The sequence below is a fragment of the Flagellimonas abyssi genome (assembly GCF_019457905.1).
Lineage (GTDB): Bacteria > Bacteroidota > Bacteroidia > Flavobacteriales > Flavobacteriaceae > Flagellimonas > Flagellimonas abyssi.
Genome location: NZ_JAHZSV010000021.1, coordinates 32265 through 52555, shown reverse-complemented (window position 1 = coordinate 52555; position 20291 = coordinate 32265). Strand labels below are relative to the sequence as shown.

General features: G+C 42.3%; 16 protein-coding genes and 1 tRNA gene. 9 read left to right on the top strand and 8 right to left on the bottom strand.

What is annotated here, in order from left to right:
• Positions 1-4: 4 nt before the first annotated feature.
• The 9 genes from K1F36_RS14055 to K1F36_RS14015 all read left to right on the top strand — a co-directional run bounded on the left by K1F36_RS14055 (position 5) and on the right by K1F36_RS14015 (position 7833).
• Positions 5-1306, top strand: coding sequence for a TolC family protein (locus K1F36_RS14055; protein WP_220114400.1), 1302 nt, complete (start codon positions 5-7; stop codon positions 1304-1306).
• Between the two features lie 10 nt (positions 1307-1316).
• Complete coding sequence (locus tag K1F36_RS14050; protein ID WP_220114399.1) at positions 1317-2405, top strand: efflux RND transporter periplasmic adaptor subunit; 1089 nt, start codon at positions 1317-1319, stop codon at positions 2403-2405.
• 16 nt (positions 2406-2421) lie between these two features.
• Positions 2422-5616, top strand: coding sequence for an efflux RND transporter permease subunit (locus K1F36_RS14045; RefSeq protein ID WP_220114398.1), 3195 nt, complete (start codon positions 2422-2424; stop codon positions 5614-5616).
• A gap of 1 nt (position 5617) precedes the next feature.
• Positions 5618-5923 carry a hypothetical protein gene (locus tag K1F36_RS14040; RefSeq protein ID WP_220114397.1) on the top strand — a complete coding sequence of 102 codons (306 nt, stop codon included), beginning with the start codon at positions 5618-5620 and terminating at the stop codon, positions 5921-5923.
• 10 nt (positions 5924-5933) lie between these two features.
• Entirely contained in the window at positions 5934-6137 is a 204-nt protein-coding gene (locus K1F36_RS14035) for a YgaP family membrane protein (protein WP_220114396.1), read from the top strand.
• Positions 6138-6196: 59 nt separating this feature from the next.
• The gene (locus tag K1F36_RS14030; protein WP_220114395.1) at positions 6197-6754 is read left to right on the top strand and encodes a YeeE/YedE family protein; all 558 of its coding nucleotides are present in this window, start codon (positions 6197-6199) and stop codon (positions 6752-6754) included.
• Entirely contained in the window at positions 6751-7164 is a 414-nt protein-coding gene (locus tag K1F36_RS14025; RefSeq protein WP_220114394.1) for a DUF6691 family protein, read from the top strand. Before K1F36_RS14030 ends, K1F36_RS14025 begins: the two co-directional genes overlap by 4 nt.
• A 102-nt stretch (positions 7165-7266) precedes the next feature.
• Positions 7267-7671 (top strand): response regulator, encoded by a 405-nt coding sequence (locus K1F36_RS14020; RefSeq protein ID WP_220114393.1) that lies wholly within the window; start codon positions 7267-7269, stop codon positions 7669-7671.
• Positions 7672-7761: 90 nt separating this feature from the next.
• Positions 7762-7833 (top strand) — tRNA-Arg (locus K1F36_RS14015).
• A 282-nt stretch (positions 7834-8115) separates the two neighbouring features.
• Here K1F36_RS14015 and K1F36_RS14010 read toward each other — a convergent pair.
• From K1F36_RS14010 to K1F36_RS13975, 8 genes are all read right to left on the bottom strand, one after another.
• The gene (locus tag K1F36_RS14010; protein WP_220114392.1) at positions 8116-11163 is read right to left on the bottom strand and encodes a hypothetical protein; all 3048 of its coding nucleotides are present in this window, start codon (positions 11161-11163) and stop codon (positions 8116-8118) included.
• A 63-nt stretch (positions 11164-11226) separates the two neighbouring features.
• A complete protein-coding gene (locus tag K1F36_RS14005) occupies positions 11227-11811 on the bottom strand; it encodes a hypothetical protein (RefSeq protein ID WP_220114391.1) in 585 nt (194 codons plus the stop codon).
• A 22-nt stretch (positions 11812-11833) separates the two neighbouring features.
• Positions 11834-12376 carry a hypothetical protein gene (locus K1F36_RS14000; RefSeq protein WP_220114390.1) on the bottom strand — a complete coding sequence of 181 codons (543 nt, stop codon included), beginning with the start codon at positions 12374-12376 and terminating at the stop codon, positions 11834-11836.
• Positions 12377-12394: 18 nt separating this feature from the next.
• Positions 12395-12958 (bottom strand): hypothetical protein, encoded by a 564-nt coding sequence (locus tag K1F36_RS13995; RefSeq protein ID WP_220114389.1) that lies wholly within the window; start codon positions 12956-12958, stop codon positions 12395-12397.
• Positions 12959-13104: 146 nt separating this feature from the next.
• Complete coding sequence (locus tag K1F36_RS13990) at positions 13105-14064, bottom strand: hypothetical protein (RefSeq protein WP_220114388.1); 960 nt, start codon at positions 14062-14064, stop codon at positions 13105-13107.
• 28 nt (positions 14065-14092) lie between these two features.
• Complete coding sequence (locus K1F36_RS13985; RefSeq protein ID WP_220114387.1) at positions 14093-15016, bottom strand: DUF4412 domain-containing protein; 924 nt, start codon at positions 15014-15016, stop codon at positions 14093-14095.
• Between the two features lie 70 nt (positions 15017-15086).
• Positions 15087-15236, bottom strand: coding sequence for a hypothetical protein (locus K1F36_RS13980; protein ID WP_220114386.1), 150 nt, complete (start codon positions 15234-15236; stop codon positions 15087-15089).
• 126 nt (positions 15237-15362) lie between these two features.
• Positions 15363-19829 carry a two-component regulator propeller domain-containing protein gene (locus tag K1F36_RS13975; protein ID WP_220114385.1) on the bottom strand — a complete coding sequence of 1489 codons (4467 nt, stop codon included), beginning with the start codon at positions 19827-19829 and terminating at the stop codon, positions 15363-15365.
• Between the last annotated feature and the right edge of the window lie 462 nt (positions 19830-20291).

The following is a 20291-nucleotide window of genomic DNA, read 5'->3' as shown; positions in this document are numbered from 1 at the left end:
GTAGATGAAACGAGGATTAATTATAGCTACGCTAATTTGGACTCAGGGGCAACTGTTTGCCCAAGACCATATCAAGATTTCCTTGGCGGATGTCCTGGTCAAGGTACAGGAGTCCAATGCCAGCATTAAGGTTTCCGAGCAAGAAGCCCAAATGGCCAAATACGATTATAGGTTTTCCAACTCCATCTTTTTGCCGCAGATCGCTGTGTCGCATACGGGAATGGCCACCACGAACCCATTGATGGCGTTCGGTTCCAAACTGAACCAAGAAATCTTGACCCAGGCAGATTTTAACCCCGCCCTTTTGAACAATCCCGACCAGATCGAGAACTATGCCACCAAAGTTTCGGTGGAACAACCCTTGATCAATTTGGACGGATTTTACCAGCGTAAAGCAGCAAAAACCACTATGGAGGCCAAGGAACTTCAGGCCATGCGCACCCGTGATTACCTTGATTTTGAAGCTCAAAAGGCCTACGGACAACTGCAATTGGCCCACAGAGCTGTTGCGGTGTTGCAAAAGGCACATGAAGCGGCAAACGCCAACCTGAACATGGCACAGAACAGTTACGATCAGGGATTGCTTCAAAAAGCGGATCTGTTGGAGGTAAAAGTTCGGGTGACCGAAGTTTCCGATCAGTTGAAGACAGCCAAGAGCAATGTGCAAAACGCATCGGACTATCTATCCTATTTAATGAATGAAGAAGGGGACGTGGTCTATGCGCCATCAGAAGAACTCATACCGGAGAATCTTGCGGAAACTACGGAAGGTTCATTGGTGGACAGGGCCGATATAAAAGCGATGGATTTGGTGTCCGAAGCGTATAAAGCAAACATGAGGGCCGACAATATGACGTTTTTGCCAAGGTTGAACGCCTTTGCGAGCTACGAAATGTACGATGATCAAATCTTTAAGGCCGATGCCAAAGGATACATTATCGGGGCAAGTTTGAGCTGGGATGTTTTTAAAGGATCCCAACGCTTTGCCAAAGTGGGAAAGAGCAAAACAAGTTATGAAAAAGCGAAACAGGAATACGAACAGTACGTCGCCAAAAGTACTATGGAGCTTCAACGCACCAAACGGATGGTCGAGGATGCGAAAAGCAGGCTCGAGACCTCAAAATTGGCTATGGAGCAATCCGAAGAATCATTGAGGATCCGCACCAATCGATTTAAGGAAGGTTTGGAAAAAACAACAGATTTGTTGGGGGCGGAAGCCACCTATGCCGAAAAACAATTGGCATATTATCAGACCATTTTTGACTACAATCAGGCACAATCCCTATTGACATTTTTAACCAAATAACAATTGTAAGATGAAAAACACTACGATATATAAAAGTTTTATGCTAACCGTATCCTTGGGATTCTTCCTGATGGGGTGTGTAAGTGACGCGAAACAAACTGCGGACATCACGGAGGCGGTTCCCGTAACCGTTGCCGATGTGGAGCTGGGCGATAGTTCCACCATTATGGCAGGCAGTGGTCAAATAAAGGCGGTGAACAGTGCCACCTTGAGTACCCGAATGATGGGCTACGTGGAATCCCTGCCCGTGAAAATTGGCCAGAAAGTAAACAAGGGTGATTTGTTGATCTCCATAAACAATGTGGACCTACGCGCCAAAAAAGCACAAGTGGAAGCCTCCATTACCGAGGCACAGGTAGCGTTTGCCAATGCCAAGAAAGATTATGAACGATTCCAGAACCTTTTTAAAGAAAACAGTGCTTCCCAAAAGGAACTGGATGATATGACCGCGCGCTACGAAATGGCCAAGGCCAGATTGGAGGCCGCAAACCAAATGAAGAACGAAGTGAACTCCCAGTTCGCCTACGCCAACATTCGGGCGCCCTTCAGCGGAGTGGTTACCAATACTTACATCGATGCGGGCGATATGGCCAACCCAGGGGTCCCTTTGGTGTCAGTGGAATCCCCTGGCGGATTTGAGGTGGAGGCCAAGGTAGCGGAGAACAACATTTCGGCCATCCAAGCGGGGACCAAAGCATACGTTTTGATCAAGGCTCTGGATACCACAATTACCGGTAAAGTATCGGAATTGAGTGCCTCCGCACAAAATACCGGAGGACAATACGTAATGAAAGTATCATTGGACAAAACGGATGCCAAGATTTTGTCGGGGATGTATGCCACCGTTAGGCTCGAAACGGAAAACGGAAGCGAAGGTAAAACTGTTGTGACCGTACCGTCCGAAGCCTTGGTGCATAAAGGCCAACTCACAGGGGTGTACACTTTGGGCCAAGATGATGTGGCCTTGCTTCGCTGGTTGCGATTGGGCGAAAATTATGGAGCGGAAGTAGAGGTCTTGTCAGGCTTGTCCGAGGGCGATCAGTACATCGTATCCGCCGAAGGAAAACTCTACAACGGGGTCAAAGTAAGCATTCAATAACCCAAAAAAGCTAACAATGAAAGACGGACTTGCAGGAAAAATAGCCAAAGGGTTTATCAGCTCTAAACTAACGGTGCTCCTAATGATCGTATTTATGGTCATTGGCGTGTACAGTTCTTTCCTTATCCCAAGGGAAGAGGAACCACAGATAGATGTGCCGATGGCGGACATATTTGTGGGGTATCCAGGGGCCAGCCCAACCGAGGTGGAATCCAGGATCACAAAACCGCTGGAAAAAATTATATCCAACATTAAAGGTGTGGAATACGTGTACACCACCTCGATGCAAGAGCAGGGGATGGCCATTGTGCAGTTCTATGTGGGAGAGGATATCGAAAGATCTTTGGTGCGCCTATACGATGAGATCAACAAGCATATGGACGAAATGCCCGCCGGTGTGACGATGCCCTTGGTGAAAACCCGTGCCATTGATGATGTGCCCATGCTGGCGTTGACACTTTGGAGCGAGGAGTACGATGATTTTCAGTTGAGGCAGATTTCAGGAGAGCTTATCAACGAGATTGAAAAAGTAAACGGGGTTTCCATCACCAAAAGGATAGGAGGGCGCAGTCCCCAACTTCGCGTGGTGTTGGATAAGGATAAAATGGCGGAATCTGAATTGGATATGTTGGCCGTTGCCCAAATGATCAAGGCCAACAATCAGCAAATGGATGCCGGTAACTTCCTGTACAATGATACAGAGTTCCATATCAGCACAGGAAATTTTCTGGAGACCAAAGAAGATCTCGAAAACTTGATTGTGGGAACGAAACAGGGTCAACCCATTTATTTGAAGCAATTGGCCACCGTTTTGGATGGCCCAGAGCTTCCAAAAAACTATGTTTCCCTAGGATTTGGTGCTGCCAGTGAAAAAGCGGAGACCTATAAATCTGAATATCCCGCGGTCACCATATCAATTGCCAAAAGAAAAGGTGCGGATGCGATGCAGATTGCCGATGTGGTACTGGAAAAGGTAGACCACCTGAAAACAACGCTCATTCCAGATGAGGTAAAGGTCGAAGTGACCCGTAACTACGGACAAACCGCATCACAAAAAGTATCTGAGCTATTGATGCACTTGATCGGGGCCATCATTGCAGTGACCTTTGTGGTCATGTTGGCCATGGGATGGCGAGGAGGACTAGTGGTGTTCCTATCCGTTCCCATCACATTTGCATTGACTTTGCTGAGTTACTATATGCTGGATTACACCCTGAACCGAATCACTTTGTTCGCTTTGGTTTTTGTGACGGGTATTGTGGTGGACGATTCCATCATTATTGCGGAGAACATGCACCGTCATTTTAAAATGAAACGCTTGCCGTTCAAAGATGCCGCTATCTATGCCATCAACGAGGTCGGCAACCCTACCATTTTGGCCACGTTTACGGTAATTGCATCCGTATTGCCCATGGCCTTTGTATCCGGTTTGATGGGCCCCTATATGTCGCCCATGCCCATCGGAGCTTCGATTGCGATGTTGTTGTCGCTGTTTGTGGCTTTGACGATAACGCCGTATTTGGGATACATTTTCCTAAGGGAAAAGGACAAAAAGAAGAAAAAGGAAAAGAAACCCGTCGAAATTCAGGAGACCTTTATTTACAAAGCCTACGCTCGATTTGAGAGACCTTTGATCGAAAGCAAGAAAAAAAGATGGTTGTTCTTGGGGATTACATTCTTGTTGCTAATGGCCTCGGTGGCCATGTTCTTCACCAAATCAGTGGCGGTAAAAATGCTTCCTTTTGATAATAAGAACGAGTTCCAAGTGGTCATAGACCTTCCGGAAGGCACTACCTTGGAACGGACATCGGCAGTGACCAAGGAAATAGGCGCATATCTATCCACACGACCCGAAGTGGTCAACTATCAGGCATATGTGGGCACCTCTGCTCCGATAACCTTCAATGGTTTGGTAAGGCACTACGACCTGCGCGGTGGCAGCAATATGGCCGATATCCAAGTCAACCTTGTAGATAAACATGACAGGAGCGAGCAGAGTCACGACATTGCTAAATTGCTCAGGCCGAAGATTCAGGAATTGGGCAAAAAGTACCAAGCGAACATCAAAATTGTTGAGGTGCCGCCAGGGCCTCCCGTGCTTTCGACCATAGTGGCCGAGATTTACGGACCCAATTACGACAAGCAGATAGCACTTGCTGATAAAGTGAAGGGCATCTTGAACAACACGACCGATGTGGTGGATGTGGATTGGAGGGTCGAGGATGACCAAGTGGAGTATGATTTTGTGGTCGACAAGGAAAAAGCGATGCTTTATGGCATTACTCCGCAGCAAATTGTCCAAGTAATGGCGATGGCTTTCCGTGAGCAACCGGTTTCCCATATGTATCGCGAAGATGCCTTTGAGCAAATTGGAATTGTGCTTTCTATTGACGAAAAGGATAAATCCCGCTTGGATGAAATCAAACAAATAAAAATAGCATCCCAACAAGGAAATATGGTTTCCGTTGGTGATTTGGTTACAGTCAAAGAAGGCATCAAGGCGAAGAGCATCTACCGAAAGAATCAAAAAAGAGTGGTTTATGTGATGTCCGATATGGCAGGTGAACTGGAAAGTCCCGTGTATGCCATTTTGGGTATGACGGACAAGTTGAACCAATTGGAGCTTCCACAAGGATATTCCATCAACGAACTTTATATGGAACAGCCCCAATTTGAAGATGACTACACTGTAAAATGGGATGGCGAATGGCAAGTAACTCTTGAGGTCTTCAGGGATTTGGGAATTGCTTTTTTAGGGGTGATCGTCATCATTTATATGTTGATTGTTGGATGGTTTCAAAACTTTAAGGCACCTGTGGTGATGATGGTGGCCATTCCACTTTCATTGATCGGGATTGTGCTCGGGCATTGGTTGCTCGGGGCATTTTTTACCGCTACATCCTTTATTGGTATGATAGCTCTGGCGGGTATCATGGTGCGGAATTCGGTTTTACTGATTGACTTTGTCAATTTGAGGCTCAAGGAGGATATTCCTTTGAAACAGGCCGTGATAGAAGCTGGTGCCGTGCGTACAACGCCTATTTTATTGACCGCGGGCACCGTGGTTATAGGAGCCTTTGTGATTTTGTTCGACCCTATTTTTCAAGGTTTGGCCATTTCACTTATGGGAGGAACCATAGTGTCCACCATTTTGACGCTATTGGTGGTGCCACTAGTGTATTATTTGATTGAACGTAAAAACTACAAGTAAAATGAAAATGATTATTGTTACCACGGTCGAGGAATATAAGAGCGAAGTCTTCAAACTGTTCAAGAAGGCCGGTGTGGAAAGTTTCAGCGAATCCGATATAGATGGGTATAAAAGTGCCGCACCACTGATGTACACCAGCAGTTGGTTTCCCAGTGAAAAAGGGGGAGCAGCATCGAACATGTTCTTTTCGTTCACCGAGGACGAAAAAGTTACCGAATTGTTCAAACTGATAAAACAATTCAACGAAAACAGCGAGACCACCAACCCGATTAGGGCAGTGGAAATTCCCATTGAAAGAACCGTTTAAAAATCAAGAAATGAGAAATAGAATCGTAAGAGGGGTAGCAGGGTCTTTTGTGCTGATCAGTTTGGCCTTGGCCATCTATGTAAATATCAATTGGCTTTGGTTTACTGCATTTGTAGGGGCCAACTTGCTGCAATCATCGCTCACTAAGTGGTGTTTGTTGGAAGACATTCTGAAGAAATTTGGAGTTTCAGATTCCGATAAGAACTGCTGCTGATATCCCACAAGTTTGTTTATTGAAGCATTTTGGTGACCTTTGTCCAAAACCTCACTAAAATGCTTTATCAACCTTGGCCTTGGTATGTGGCGGGCCCACTTATCGCTATCATCATGGCGCTGCTTATACTCATGGGCAAAAAATTTGGAATGTCCTCCAACTTGGAGACATTTTGCTCCATTGGTGGGGCAGGAAAGTTTTCGGATTACTTCAAAATAGATGTAAAATCAAAACGATGGAACCTTTTGGTCGTTCTTGGCGCTGTGATCGGTGGATTTTTTGGGGCACATTGGCTTTCTCCCAATCCGGCCGTCAATATTTCGGATAAAACCGTGACCAAACTGCAAGAACTTGGTTTTGACAGTGCAGGAAAGGCCTATTTGCCCACAGAGCTTTTTAGTATGGAGGCGTTATCGAATCTCAAAGTGTGGATCATTCTTTTGGTAGCTGGATTTTTGGTTGGTTTTGGCACTCGTTACGCCGGAGGTTGTACATCGGGACACGCCATTTCTGGATTGAGCAACTTACAGCGGCCCTCTTTGATCGCCGTCATCGGATTTTTTATCGGCGGACTCATCATGGTTCATTTGCTATTCCCTTTAATTTTTGAGTCATGAGAAGTTTGGCATATATCATCATAGGCACATTTTTAGGTGTTGTTTTGTACAAGTCTGAAGCAGCATCATGGTTCAGGATCTATGAAATGTTCCAGTTGGATTCTTTTCATATGTATGGCATTATTGGGTCAGCCTTGGCAGTTGGAATCGTATTGGTGCAATGGATCAAAAAATCAAAAACCAAATCCTTTTTTGGGGAAGTGATAAACATACAGGATAAGGAAAAATCTTTTGCTCGATATATCTTGGGAGGAACAATGTTCGGATTGGGTTGGGCGTTGGCAGGGGCATGTCCTGGACCCATTTATATATTGGTAGGAGCGGGTTATTGGCCTATAATTCTGGTGCTTATGGGTGCTATTCTCGGAGCTTTTGTATATGGTATTGTTAGGAGTAAATTGCCTCATTAAGGTTGACTCAACGGTATATTTGGGCCAAACAACGAAAATGAATGGCGCATTGATGGTTTGCTTCTAGCTTTGCTCTCCCCAAACTTACGTAATAGTTCCTACATGAAGTTAACTACGTTTATCATAGACGATGACTTGGTGTCGCAATTTGCGACTCGATACTGCATACAGCAATCCCACGGCAATTTTGATATTGTTACTTGTTCCAGCGGAGAAGAAGGCTTACAGGCTTGTTTGAGTTCGATAGAGGAGCAGAACAGATTGCCCGATATTATTTTTTTGGACTTGGTTATGGATGGAATGAATGGGTGGGATTTTTTGGAAAATTTAAAGAATTTGTTCAAAGGACATTTACTTCCAAGTGTGTACGTTCTTTCTGCCTTTACTAACACAAAAGATAGAGCCATAGCGAAAAAAAACGGAATGATCTCGGGATATGTCGATAAGCCATTGTCGCGTTCCTATCTGGAAAAAATATTGAAGGAAGAAACAGCAAAACGAAGTTAGGTGGTTCCCCCATTTTTTTGATGTAAATAGATTAGTGTGTTTGCATAAAATCCATCAAAAACCCTATTTTTGCAATCCATTTTATGGAATGGCCCCGTAGTTCAATGGATAGAATAGAAGTTTCCTAAACTTTAGATGCAAGTTCGATTCTTGCCGGGGCTACTTTTTGACTTCAGAATGATTCAATAAAGCATTTCTCTTTCCAGATAGGCTTCAAGTCAACCCGTATTGGTGCAAACAGTTCTTCAAAATATGGATGTGCGTAATGTGACACGCAATCTGGCCACAAGCGAATTAGATTACAATTTCCTGCCTGCACTCTATCAAGAAAAAAGGATATTTCCGCTCTAAAGAGAACAACACCTGGTTTGCAAAAGTTCCTCTAAAGAAGTAATCACCAAATTCCAATTTTAACCAAATCACGTAACGCCAACAATTAATATTTTAAGCCGATGGGCAGGGCAAAAATGAAAATTCATCATCCCCCATCATGTTTATTAAGTTTTCCAACCCGTCCATGCCGGTGATGACTCCTTGTGCCTTTCCAGCTCCCATTTTTCCAATAAAAGTCATAATGATACTTTTATATACATTACAGGCCAATTCTTTCAAGGCCAAGTTTACCTGCCCCTCCAGTTTATCGGGATTCATCACTATAATGGCCTCAGTGGCAAAGGCATACAATTTCACCAAGGTCATGCTGTACAATGCCACGATCGGGGCCGCAGATGTTGCAGCTCCCGGAATCATCATCATGAGCTGAACTCCCGCCAACACTTTTTTATATTCATCAATCACATTTTTCAGCGCTAATAATTGTTCCGCTGTCGAGGAGCTTCCGCCGCCGCTTCCATCTGGCAAAATTCCCCGAAGCTCCCCTGTGTTTCGATCTATTTCATAATAGGATGAAACATTCATTTCCTTGTCAAAAAAAGACAATTGGTTTTCCCTGAAAATCCGGTGTTGGAAAACCTTGTCTTTTTGTTTCAGAATATGGTAGTGGTATTCAGGATTGTTCCGGACATTGTGCAAACAGACCAGGTCATGCCCCTGCAACTGTTTTACGGCACTTTCGTCAAACACTGCTTCTTCCAGAAAGGCAAATTGTGCGGTCTTTTTAATGGTTTCATATAGGTTTTCCCTTTTGGTTCCCTTTCGGGTCACACTGGCATATTTTGCAGTGGGCAAATAATCGAAGAGGATTTTTGTTTTGTCCTCATAATACCCAGGCTTCATTCTTAATAAACAGGATCGAAATTGGGTAGGGTAGGTGACCGACTGCTCTGTGGCATGATTACTTAAGGGCTGCATCATGGTAAGCAACAATGGTGGATAACCAAGTGAGCCTTTTTCCAATGCTTCTACCGCTTTCTTTGTATCGTTCTGCTGTTGTGCCATAAACCAGTCTTCATTGCTGATCATTGACTTTAGGTATTCTGTGAGCCTGACGGACAAAGTAGGGGCTTCCCGTTCGAATGCCAATAGGCCCCCGCCCAGCATCATTTCATGCACATCGTCAATATACTTTCGGCTCGGTGTGAACCTATTTACATCCAAATAGTTGTCCCAACCTGCCAGTGTACGTTTTATTTTAGTGCTTCTCCAACTCATCTCAACATAAAGCCCTATGATGCGTTCGCCCAAATAAAGGTCGTTTTGTTCAGGAAATTTTAGGGTGGCCTTGTCCGAAAGTTCTTTTTCTTTAATGGATACGTTGATGCGATGTTCTGTGGCCTCTTCAAAAGAATGGTAGGTAAGCACATAGGGTGGAAAAGTCATATCCCCTATGATGTTTCGGATTTTCTCTTTTGTTTTTTCTTGGTCATCGGCAGGAATCTCATTAAAGTCAAAATTTTCCCGTAAGTGTTTATAAAAGGTATCAACATTAAAAACATTCAACAAAATGGCTGGCGGTCCCGTTTCGTACACATCTTTGTATTCGGCTTGGAATTGATCGTCATTATGACCATCAGTGGCATATAGGATGAGGTCAGAATCGCTTTGTTTGGCCTTTAGTAGAGAGGTGTAAACATTGGAAGTGGTCGCCGTGCTTATGACCATGGCATGCGGATACATTTCCTTTACCATTGCTTCCAGCGATGCTGCAAATTCTTTTGCACCGTCTCCCCGGTATTCTGATGGCATACTCAAAGAGGTATCATACAGCAGCATGATCTTTGGGGAAAACACATTTTGTTCCAACCACCCGGTAACGGCTTTACCATTATCGGTTATCTTAAAATTGGCAGCGGACAATCCTTCAACAATGGTTCCTGATCGGTCCTTTGGGTATAGCTCTAACTTCACTTTTGGAAAAGCCATTGCTGTGGCCTTTACTTCAAAAGTCTCTACTTGTGAAACATCTCCAAGCTTTCCACTCTCTTCTTTGACTACCACGTTTTTAAGGATTTCCTTACCTTCCAAGGTAATGGGCTTGCCCACAAGCGAGCGTTCTTCCATAAAGGACAAGTCCTTATCAAATTTCTGATAGGCAAAACAGGGGGTGAATGTACTGATGTCGGAAATGGACTTTGTGGCCTGTTGGGTGAAATCCATATTCTTCATGAACAGAATCTGCATTGTGCTGCCCATCAGATCGCTCAGGTTCCATGTTCCGGAAAGGAGTTCCTTTTCTTCCCAAAAATCAATGGCGGTCCTATAGGTCAGTGATATCTTGATGTCTTCCTCACGTACTTCTGAAAGCTTTGGGGCGTTCTTAAATTTCTTGTCCTTGTTACTTGGGTGCAATTGGCCGACAGCTACTTCAGGGTCAAAAACATGGGCGTAATGTTCTACTCCGTTCTGGACATATATCACAGAAGGGACTTCGTTTTGGTGAAAGCGGAAGGAGTTGGGTTTTATGGAAGAAACATTTTTATCGGTAAGTTGGGAGATAAGATTATCTGCCAGACTGGTACATTTTTCATCCAATTCGGATATTTCATGGGCACTCCCACTGCCGTTGTTGGCACCCAATAATTTTTTCCATTTTTTAAGTTGTTTTTTACTGATGGGTGGAGCAAATTCTGCACGATTGGTACGAAACACAATGTTTTTTACATCCTCTTCGGTGATTTCTGTTGCTTCCAAGACCACTCTTGCTTCAAAACCCGCTTCGGTGAGCATGTTCTTCAAGATTTCAGCTTTTTCTCGGGGGGTGGCCAATCCGCATCTAAGAGCGACTTCGGTCCCATACATGGACATACGGTTTGCTTGGTGGAGAAATTGCCCAATTTCAGGGATCATTTGAAGGCTGTCCCGCACAAATTCAACCATGGCCTTCGGGTCTTTGGCAGCGACCAAGGCCTTTTTTCTGCCTAGAAGATGATCTGGACTTTGCTCCAAGGCTGCAATCATTTCTTTCCAAACACCAAATGGCACAGATGGATCGTTACTTTCACAGCTAGAGAGCAACAACGGTGAAAAGGAGAGCCCTGCTGAACCAACTCCGACCAGTCCGATAAATTCTCTTCTATTAAATTTTGATTCCATATTTGGTTTTTCCAAGATTGAAACTTCTGGGTGTGCCCTTTTAGTAATGTTATGTTTGGGCCCTTATTTGAATAGCCTATCTATTTTAAGTTCTTTGAAAGCATCCCAAACGGCCTGCTTGTCGATATTGTCCGCTTGCATGTTTACTGCGAATCGGTCTTTGTACAGGAAGTTGATCAAAACCTTCTTTTCTGCTTTATAAACAGTTTCTACACCCAACATGGTGTTGTGGTTCAGGATTTTTTCCGATTTAGTATCGGTTTCCGAATCAGTGTTCAGGTTTTTGAAGGCAATGTACTGCGAGGTGAGCATTGTACCCTTTTCCCCGGCACCATCATTCACGTTCACAACTAATCTGCTTTTATCGGAGCCTTCGTATGTGGCCGTGGCACCACTTATTCCATAGCCCGTCAACGTACCTTTTACTATTTTCTGGAGTTCCATGCCCTGGAGGGTTTTTGGAAACCAATTGTTGAGTGTTTCCTCGGAAACAGGCGCGGTTTCTTTTAAGTCTTGTGACTGTTTGGCCAAATCTTGTACGGTTTTGCCCATTTTTACGGTTTCATCAACGGTGTTGTCTTTTTTGTTCTGCGTATTGCATGAGACCATTAGCAACATCAGGCCCAGTATTTTCAATGTTGTTTTCATTTGATTACAATGGATTATGGTTTTAATAAGAGGCATTTATTTTGCCCGAAATCGGAAAATTGCCATCACGTTCTATCATTCCACTGCCTTCGCCCGTAAAGGTCATTTCCAGCTTGTTTGCTGTTAACTTTTTAATGGTGATGATCCCTTTTTTGAATACAATGCGTTTATTGGTTCTTTTTACATTCCTATCGGCATTGAAGAAGTTCAGATCTACCTTAATGTTGCCCGAATTCACGCCCGGAACTTTGTATTCGGCCTTTTGCTTGTCCAGAATGTTGGTGTTGGTAAGGTTTAGGTTGAGCTGGAACGGGTTCTCATCCGCCCTGAACAAAAGCAAAATGGTATCCTTTGCAAAGGTTCGTTTTACAGGTAGTAGGTTTTCTTGCTCAATATGGAACACTTGGTTTTCCATGCTGACTTCCACTGCAATGTTGCCCGTAAGTTCGCCAGTGGACGCTGCAACTTCTTTTTTTTGGTCATTTTTACATGAAAAAAATAGGGTTCCGACCAATAAAATAGAAAAAAGATAATTGTGGAAATATGATTTTCTATAATGCATCATTTAAGTTTTAAGATTGTGCTACTTTGATTTTAATACGACCATTTTTTTCTTCTTGTCAAACATGACAAGAAATGTGTCACCTGGAATGAATGTGTCACCTGGAATGAATGTGTCACCTGGAATGAATGTATCGCCAGGGATATAGGCTTGCGACAGATCAAAGGCCAGTATGGCATCTTTTTGAAGCACCACTGAAAAGTTTTTAGTGTTTTTTATGGATAGGAACGTCCTTTTCTCGATATCCGAGTACTCATGGGGCCGTACTGAGCGGGAATCTGTTTTGGAACTGTTGCTGGCAAATTGCCTTTTTTTAACATCCGAGTACTCATGCGGATGTACCGAACGGCTGGATTCCCCATATAGCATACCAGCAAAAAAAGTGCTGCCCGGGTATTTTTTTGCTGCGGTGGTTTTGTCTGGCAGGGCATCTGCTGGAAGGATATCAACAACCGTTTTTGTTTCATTGTCAATGGCCAAAATGATTTTTTTACCATTTTTGAGTGGTGCCGACATTGATTGTGCTTGAGTCAGCGTAGCGATACCAATACATACAATCGATAGGATAATTGTTTTTATTTTCATTTGTTATTATTTTTAAATATTTAGAATGAAGCCTTTTATCGCAATCTTCACCTGTGCTTTTGTTTGTGAACTGCAGCGATTTGAAGATTGATTTCATTGATAATTTTTTGAATAGCCTACACTACTATTTATGCTCTGTTGACGGATTAATTTCTACATTTTTGTGCCGAACTTTCTGAAGCTATTTCCAATGCCTTTTTCACTTGATAACCAGGGGTGAACATTTTTCCAACAAAGTCCACTAAAAAATCTATAGCGTCATCACTCTTTATAATTTCTTTTAAACGATTATTGCTATTGCCATAATCGTTTAGTTTCAATTGATCGTTTGCAAACTTGAATTTTAAGTATAATAACATATGGGGGAGCTCATTTTTTGTACGGGATTCAAGGTCTAATTGAAGTTTTTTTGCCGAAAGGTTGAAAACCTCTTTTTCTTCCATTGTTAAGTCAGAATATTTTTTCTTCCCATTATCCCTTAAATAATCGGAAAGATTTTTGTTGTATAAGTCTCCTATTGTTTGCTCAATTTCCTTTAATTTTTGAAAATTTTCCCCCCATGCAACTCCTCCATATATGACTGAATTGCCAAAAAAATAGTTTCTAATTTCCCATTCGTAGTTTGTTATGATTTCTCGTTGTGTCTCTTCATCCGGGTCATCAAAATCGGCCAAGCCATAAAACTCTTGCGGGCAGTAATTAATGGAAGTTCCGGCCAATAAAATCATAGATTCAATGCCCAGCCATTCTTTCTTTTTGCATGGCTCTGTTTCAGATTCAGCTCTCATATCACAATAGGCCAATAATTCTGCATATGCCCCCATTATCTGTAGGCATTTGCCTGTCATGGATTCCCCCTCAAATTTTTTCAAAGCCTCAGAAAAGCCCCCCATCAGCTTTTTCAACTTAGGGTCGTCCAACTTTTTATTTATCTGATTGTTGATATTTTCCCAAGCTGCATCATCTGCTTCATTTTCTGCTGTTTCAGTAGCATTTCCAAAAAAATCCTGCGCTTCGCCCATGATGTCGTCCAGGTCAAAATCCTGTGCCTGCATTCCAGTGCCCATAAGCAAGAAAAGCATGGCGTATCCCAATATTTTTTTCATATCAATATTCTATGGTGATTAAATAATCTTAAAACCCACCCATGGTGGAATATTCCGCTTTTACAATGGACATGCTTTCTTTTTTCAGTTCGGTGCATACCATGCTGAAGTTGTCCTTTTTCTTCTTAGCAGACTCAAACTGCATTTCCATGAACATGGTGTTCTCGCCAATGGGCAACACACTGCTCGGCAGGCCTTCCGTGTTGGCTATGCCGCCCAAGTATCCCACAGGGGTCTCATTGGTGACCCATACTTTGGATACCCCATCTTTTGAGGTGATCTGATACCCCTTGCAATTGTAACCTAGGATGGTTTTGCCGGCAATGGCTGTGACCTTAATGTCTTCCGCTGCCTGTTTGTTCTTTTCCTCCATCTTTTTGGTCAACTTTTCAATGGTTTTTTTGCTGGAGGGCATTTTCATGGCCATTTTTTGTTTGCCATCGTCAGTGAACATCACCATGGTCTGGTTGCCCATGTCCATAACAGTGATGCTGCTCATTTCGCCCTCTTTGTGCCAATTGCCAAAATACCGTTGCCCCGGCTCCATCCAATAGTGTATATCGCTCACATCTTTTTGGGTGGTGATTTTCATTGTGGCCTTATACGAGAATTCATAAACATCAGGAACCCCTTTTAGGTCGCTACCCCCGAACAAACCTGCCATCTTCTTTTGCATGGCAGCTTCTTTGGCCAGGTTTTGTTGCTTTGTGGAGTCAAGGTTCTTTTCGGTTTCCCCGATATTTTTCGGGGCGTTCTTTTTTCCTTTACCTCCCTTGGTAATGGAATCTATGGCATTATCCGTTCCTTTTGATACTTCTTCATCTGTACGGTTCATTATGGTCCGTTCAACGGCATTCTCTGCTTTTTTCTTCAATTTTTTAAAAAATTGGGCTTCTGCGGAGTATGATATTGCCAGGCAGCACATAAGCAGAACAACTACTTTTCTTTTCATGACGATTGTATTTTGTTTATGTTTAATTGAGATAATGAAAAAGGGTAGGGGGAGTATTATGCCTTTTTCGTTATTTTTTTAACCTCTTGGTTTCTTCTTTCTTGATTTCCAAAGTTTGGACCACCTTGTTTTCCAATAAAATATTCAGTTGGTACTTACCGCTCTTTAAGTGGTCGATACTCATATAAATTCTATTGTCTTCCGTGGTTTTTTTCATCATATCATGGAAGGCATTGAACCTGTCCGGTTAAAACTTGTTGTAAAGATATCTGGACGTTGAGGGAGTGGATGAAAGATATGTTTTCAATGATGGAAGATATGTTTCCGACTGTAAAAAAACCTTGTTTTATACCTTTTTCGAGAGATATTCGTTAGGAGTGCAACCAACAATTTCCTTGAAGACCTTGTTAAAATAGGAAGGGGTATTAAATCCAACTTGATATGCAATTTCTGAGATAGTGGCGTCGGAATGGGAAAGTAGTTCCTTGGCCAGATTGATGCGCTGTGTGCGCACGAACTCCGTTGTGGACATTCCCGTGACGGCATGTAGTTTTTTATGCAATTGGGAACGGCTCATGAGCATAAGCTTGGCAAATTTTTCGCTAGTGAACGAGGTGGAGGTGATATGTTTGTCCAATACGCTCTGCAGCCGTCGTAAAAATTCTTCCTCCGTTTTTGTAGGAACAAGTCCGGGATTTATCTTAAAGGTTTTGGAGTAATGTTCTTGAAGACGGATTCGATTTTCCAGAAGTTTTTCTACCCTTACTTTTAATATTTGGGGACTGAACGGTTTGGTTACGTAGGCATCTGCACCTGTTTCCAAGCCTGATAATTGACTTTCTTGGTCGGCTTTGGCGGTGAGCAATATAATAGGGATATGGCTGGTGGCCTCATTCTTCTTAATGGTCTGACAAAGCTCAATCCCGCTACAAACAGGCATCATAATATCGCTTATGATCAAATCGGGAAGTTTTTCTTGGGCCACTTCTATACCTTTCTTTCCGTTTGGGGCCTTGAGGATGACATATTCATTTTTAAAAATGGAAACCACATAGGAAAGGATATCCTTGTCGTCTTCCACAATGAGCAAGGTTGGCTTTTTAAATGTGCCCAATACAGGTTCTTCCATGGGAGCCGATTTGTCATAAGAAGTAGGAGAAGGGAGGGTTTGAGTTTTGTTAAAGGGTTGACCTATCGGCAAGGTGAGCGTAAACTGGATTTTGCCCTGTCCAATATTGTGTGCGATAATGCTTCCCTTTGATAAAGATACAAGTTCCCGTACAAGAGCCAGCCCTACGCCAACACCTTCGGATTTTTCACTATTTTGATGAAAACGTTTAAACAGCTTGCTTAGGTCCTCTATTTTCAATCCATCGGTGGAATTTAGAACGGAAAATACAAGATTTTGCTGTTCTTCCTCGGCAGTTACGATTATGGTACTGTTCTTAGGGGCGTACTTTATGGCATTGGATAACAGGTTGGAAATAATTTTTTCCACAACGTCCGCATCAAACCATGCGTTGCCCATTTTTTTAATGTTGTGCTGTAGATCCATGCTTTTGTCCTTGGCAACATATGAAAAGGCCTCGATCAATTGAATCAACAATCCTTTTAGGTCGCCTTTGGTAACATTGGGCTTGTATTGACCGGAATCTATCATGGATAAATCCAACATTTGGTTGACTAGGCCCAAGAGTCTTTGGGTGTTGTTTTTGATAAGGGATAGTTCCTTTTTATCGTCATTGGAAAGTCCAGCTCTGTCCAATTGATGCTCTATTGGTCCCGAAATAAGGGTGAGCGGGGTCCGTATCTCGTGGGAAATATCTGTGTAGAGTTTGGTTTTTAATTCATCAAGTTTTTGAAACTTGTTTTTTTCAATCTCCACAAGATAAAATTTGTGCCCCAGACCCAATGAAAATATGAGAAGTTCTATAAAAACCCCTAATTGCGTAATATTAAAGCTGTAAAAACCAAAGACATTATTGGATTCCACTCCCCCTGAAAATGAATGCTGATTGCCCAAGTTCAATCCCACCATGCTAAACCCGATCAGGAAAAAATTTCCGAGAAGAATATAATAACGTAAAGGTGACTTTACCACTATGAAGGCCCTGATCACTGCATAGATGCCATATAAATGTAAGGGTAATAAAAGCAGGTTCAAATGCCTTTTTACCAGTAAAAAATCTTTAGTGAGAAGAACATAAAAGAATATGGAAATTGCGGCCAAATAGGTGGCGATGGAAAACCATTTGAGTTCACGTGAAAATTTGGCATGATGGTCCCGGATTTCTGCAAACGAGTCAACAAAAGCAATGAAAACCCCTGATAGTAAAAACACCAGTGGGGCTAAAAAATAATAGGAAGTGTCATAATTCTTAAAAAAAAGTTGTAATTCCAGTTCAAGGTCTATTCTTAAAAAGAAATAGGTGGCAAATATCAAAATATAAACACCGTACAATAGATAATCCCGTTTCCTTAGCCTAAAGTACAGCAGTAGCATAAAAATGCCAATGGCAATAAAACAGCCTTGGAATATAAATGTGGTAAATACGGCGACGGCCATGTTCGTAAAGTGCCACGGTTGTTCTATTTCAAAACTGTAGGTGGCCGGGACATCGCCCCAAATGCCATCATAATTGCTGGAGAGCACCTGAAAGGTATACTCGCCGGGAGACAAATTTGTATATCGGGCCGTATTGTTGTTGCCTGCATTAATCCAATTTTCATCATTGCCTATTAATCTGTATTTATATTGATTTAGGCTGGGTTGAGAGAATTGCAATGATGAGAACGCGAATGTAATGGTGTTTTGTGTATGCTTTAAAGGAACGTTTTCCGAAAGATTCCGCGTATCGTTAAAAACCTTTACATTGGTGATTACGGTTTTGGGTTTAAAGGGATTGGTTTCCAATTGTTCCGGCCGAAACCAATTGAGACCTTCCAAACCACCAAAGTAAAGCGTTCCCTCTTCATCTTTGAAATAGGCCCCGGTATTGAATTCGTAGGATTGTAGACCATCATAGTTTCCATAATTTTCCACGGCATGTTTCCCATTATGATATGAAAACCTGGAAATACCTCGATTGGAGCTCAACCAAAGGTTCCCTTGTTCGTCCGGTAGGATTCCATAGACAACATTGTTCGGCAATCCAGTTTTAACCGTAAAATGTAGAATTTCTCCTGTGGATGGTTCATAGGACTTCAGTCCATTTCCGTTTGTGCCTATCCAAAGTCTTTCATTTTTATGGAGCAAGGATTTTATATCATCGGCAATTGAGTCAATTTTCACTATCCTTCGGGTATCCATGTTAAGGGAAAAGAGGCCGCTCTGTTCAGTTCCCACCCAAAAAATATTGTCTTTGAAATGTTCAATGGTTCTAATATTGTCCGTGGTCAAATTGGAGTTTTCCGAATTGAATTGGGCTACAATACCATTTTTCTTATCGAATAAGATGAGCCCCTTGTTTCTTGTACACAGCCATAGATTGTTGTTGGGCGCCTTATAAATCTTCCAAATCGTATGATTTCGTAATTCTTCAATGGTTTCAATTTGATTGTTGCCCCGCATTTTTTGGAGACCATGTTCTTGATGTCCGATCCATAAGGTATTGCCATCGTGATACAGGGACATAATCCTGTCCCCGATTAAATTGGATTCCCCGATTTTGATGGTGAAGGCCTGTTGGGTATCCAAATTAATTTTGGTCAACCCTTTGCCCGAGGTTCCCAGCCAAAGGCTTTGGCCTTCCTTGGCAATGGCCCTTATGACATCCACATGGGCCTCTTTGGGCACATTTTTGTTGGTGAGACTATTGAACTTGGCCAAGTACTCATCATAATAGCTGACCCCCGCACCATCCGTACCTAGCCAAATAGTTCCTGTGAAATCCTCGAATAGAAATAAAATGTCATCATAATGAATGGCATCGGGATTGTTTCTATCGGCCAAAAAATGCCTAAAGCTCTTGGTGGAGAAATCAATGATGTACAAACCTTGTCCGTACGTTGCAACCCATAATCGGCCATATTTGTCCAACAAAAGGTCTTGTATGACCAAATCCGTTGGGAATTTTTCATTTCCAAAACCCTTGAATTGAGCAAAGGTTTCTGACGAGGCCGACTTTATAAATAGTCCTTTTTGATAAGAGCCCACATACATATTTTCTTCATTTGTGGTAAAAGCACTAAAGTTTGTCCCAGATGATCGGTAGATAGTGTCCAAAGCCTGTTTATCATTGTTCAGCTTATAGACTCCTCCCGATGCCGCTATCCAAAGATGATCCCCCCTTTCGATTAAATCGTATATCTCCAGTGACTTGTTTTGACCGCCCAGCATCTGGATAGTATCCTTCTTATTGGCTTTGATTCGAAAGAGCCCCTTTTTATAAGTGCCAATATAGATGTTCCTTCGTGAATCTTCGTACACAACACTGGCACTATCTATGGATTTTATTTTTTGAAATTCTTCCTTTTTTCTATCATAGAATTTCAAGGTCCCGGGATTGGTGATGACCCATAAGGTGTTATCGGAGTCAATGAACACCTTGCCAAGTTTACTGTAAGTGGGTCTGGTAACATCTTCAAACTGTTCTTTATAGATGTTAAATTCTCTTCCATCGTATTTGTTCAACCCATCCTGTGTGGCAAACCAAAGATATCCGGTGGTGTCTTGGGCGATGCCCACTACACTGTTCTGTGAAAGGCCGTCATTTACTGTAAGGTTATTGAATGAAAATCGATTGTGGGCCTCGGGTGGACCTTGAGCTTGACTAAATGTAGACTTGCCAAGGCACAATAATAAGACCAGCATGCTGCACCGGTATAAAAAGACAAGGCCGTTATGGCTACTTTTTTTTTGCAATGCCTTTAATGGTTGAGGTTTGTTTTTACAATATACCTTTTTTCTTAAACCTAGAGCCCGATTTTGGCCTAACATGTTCGCTTTGATGAATCTAGAGTAAGTAATTGGCCTATTTATATTGTAAACGCGTAAATGATTTCAAATTTCTTAAGGCGTTATCTACTAATCATGGGACGTAGCAGACTAGAATCATCTCAATGGTTAAACAATCTCAAGTTGAATTTTAGGGTAGTACTATCTTATTTTCAACACGCATAACATGTTTAATCAGTTTTACTTCATTGATGATTTTGTAATTGTTCAGGTATATTTGAAATGATGAAAGACAAATCAATCACAAAAGTTCACAAATCGTAAACATTTTCAAATCAAAAAGTGGAAACCCCAATAAAACTAGGGATCCAAGAGGAA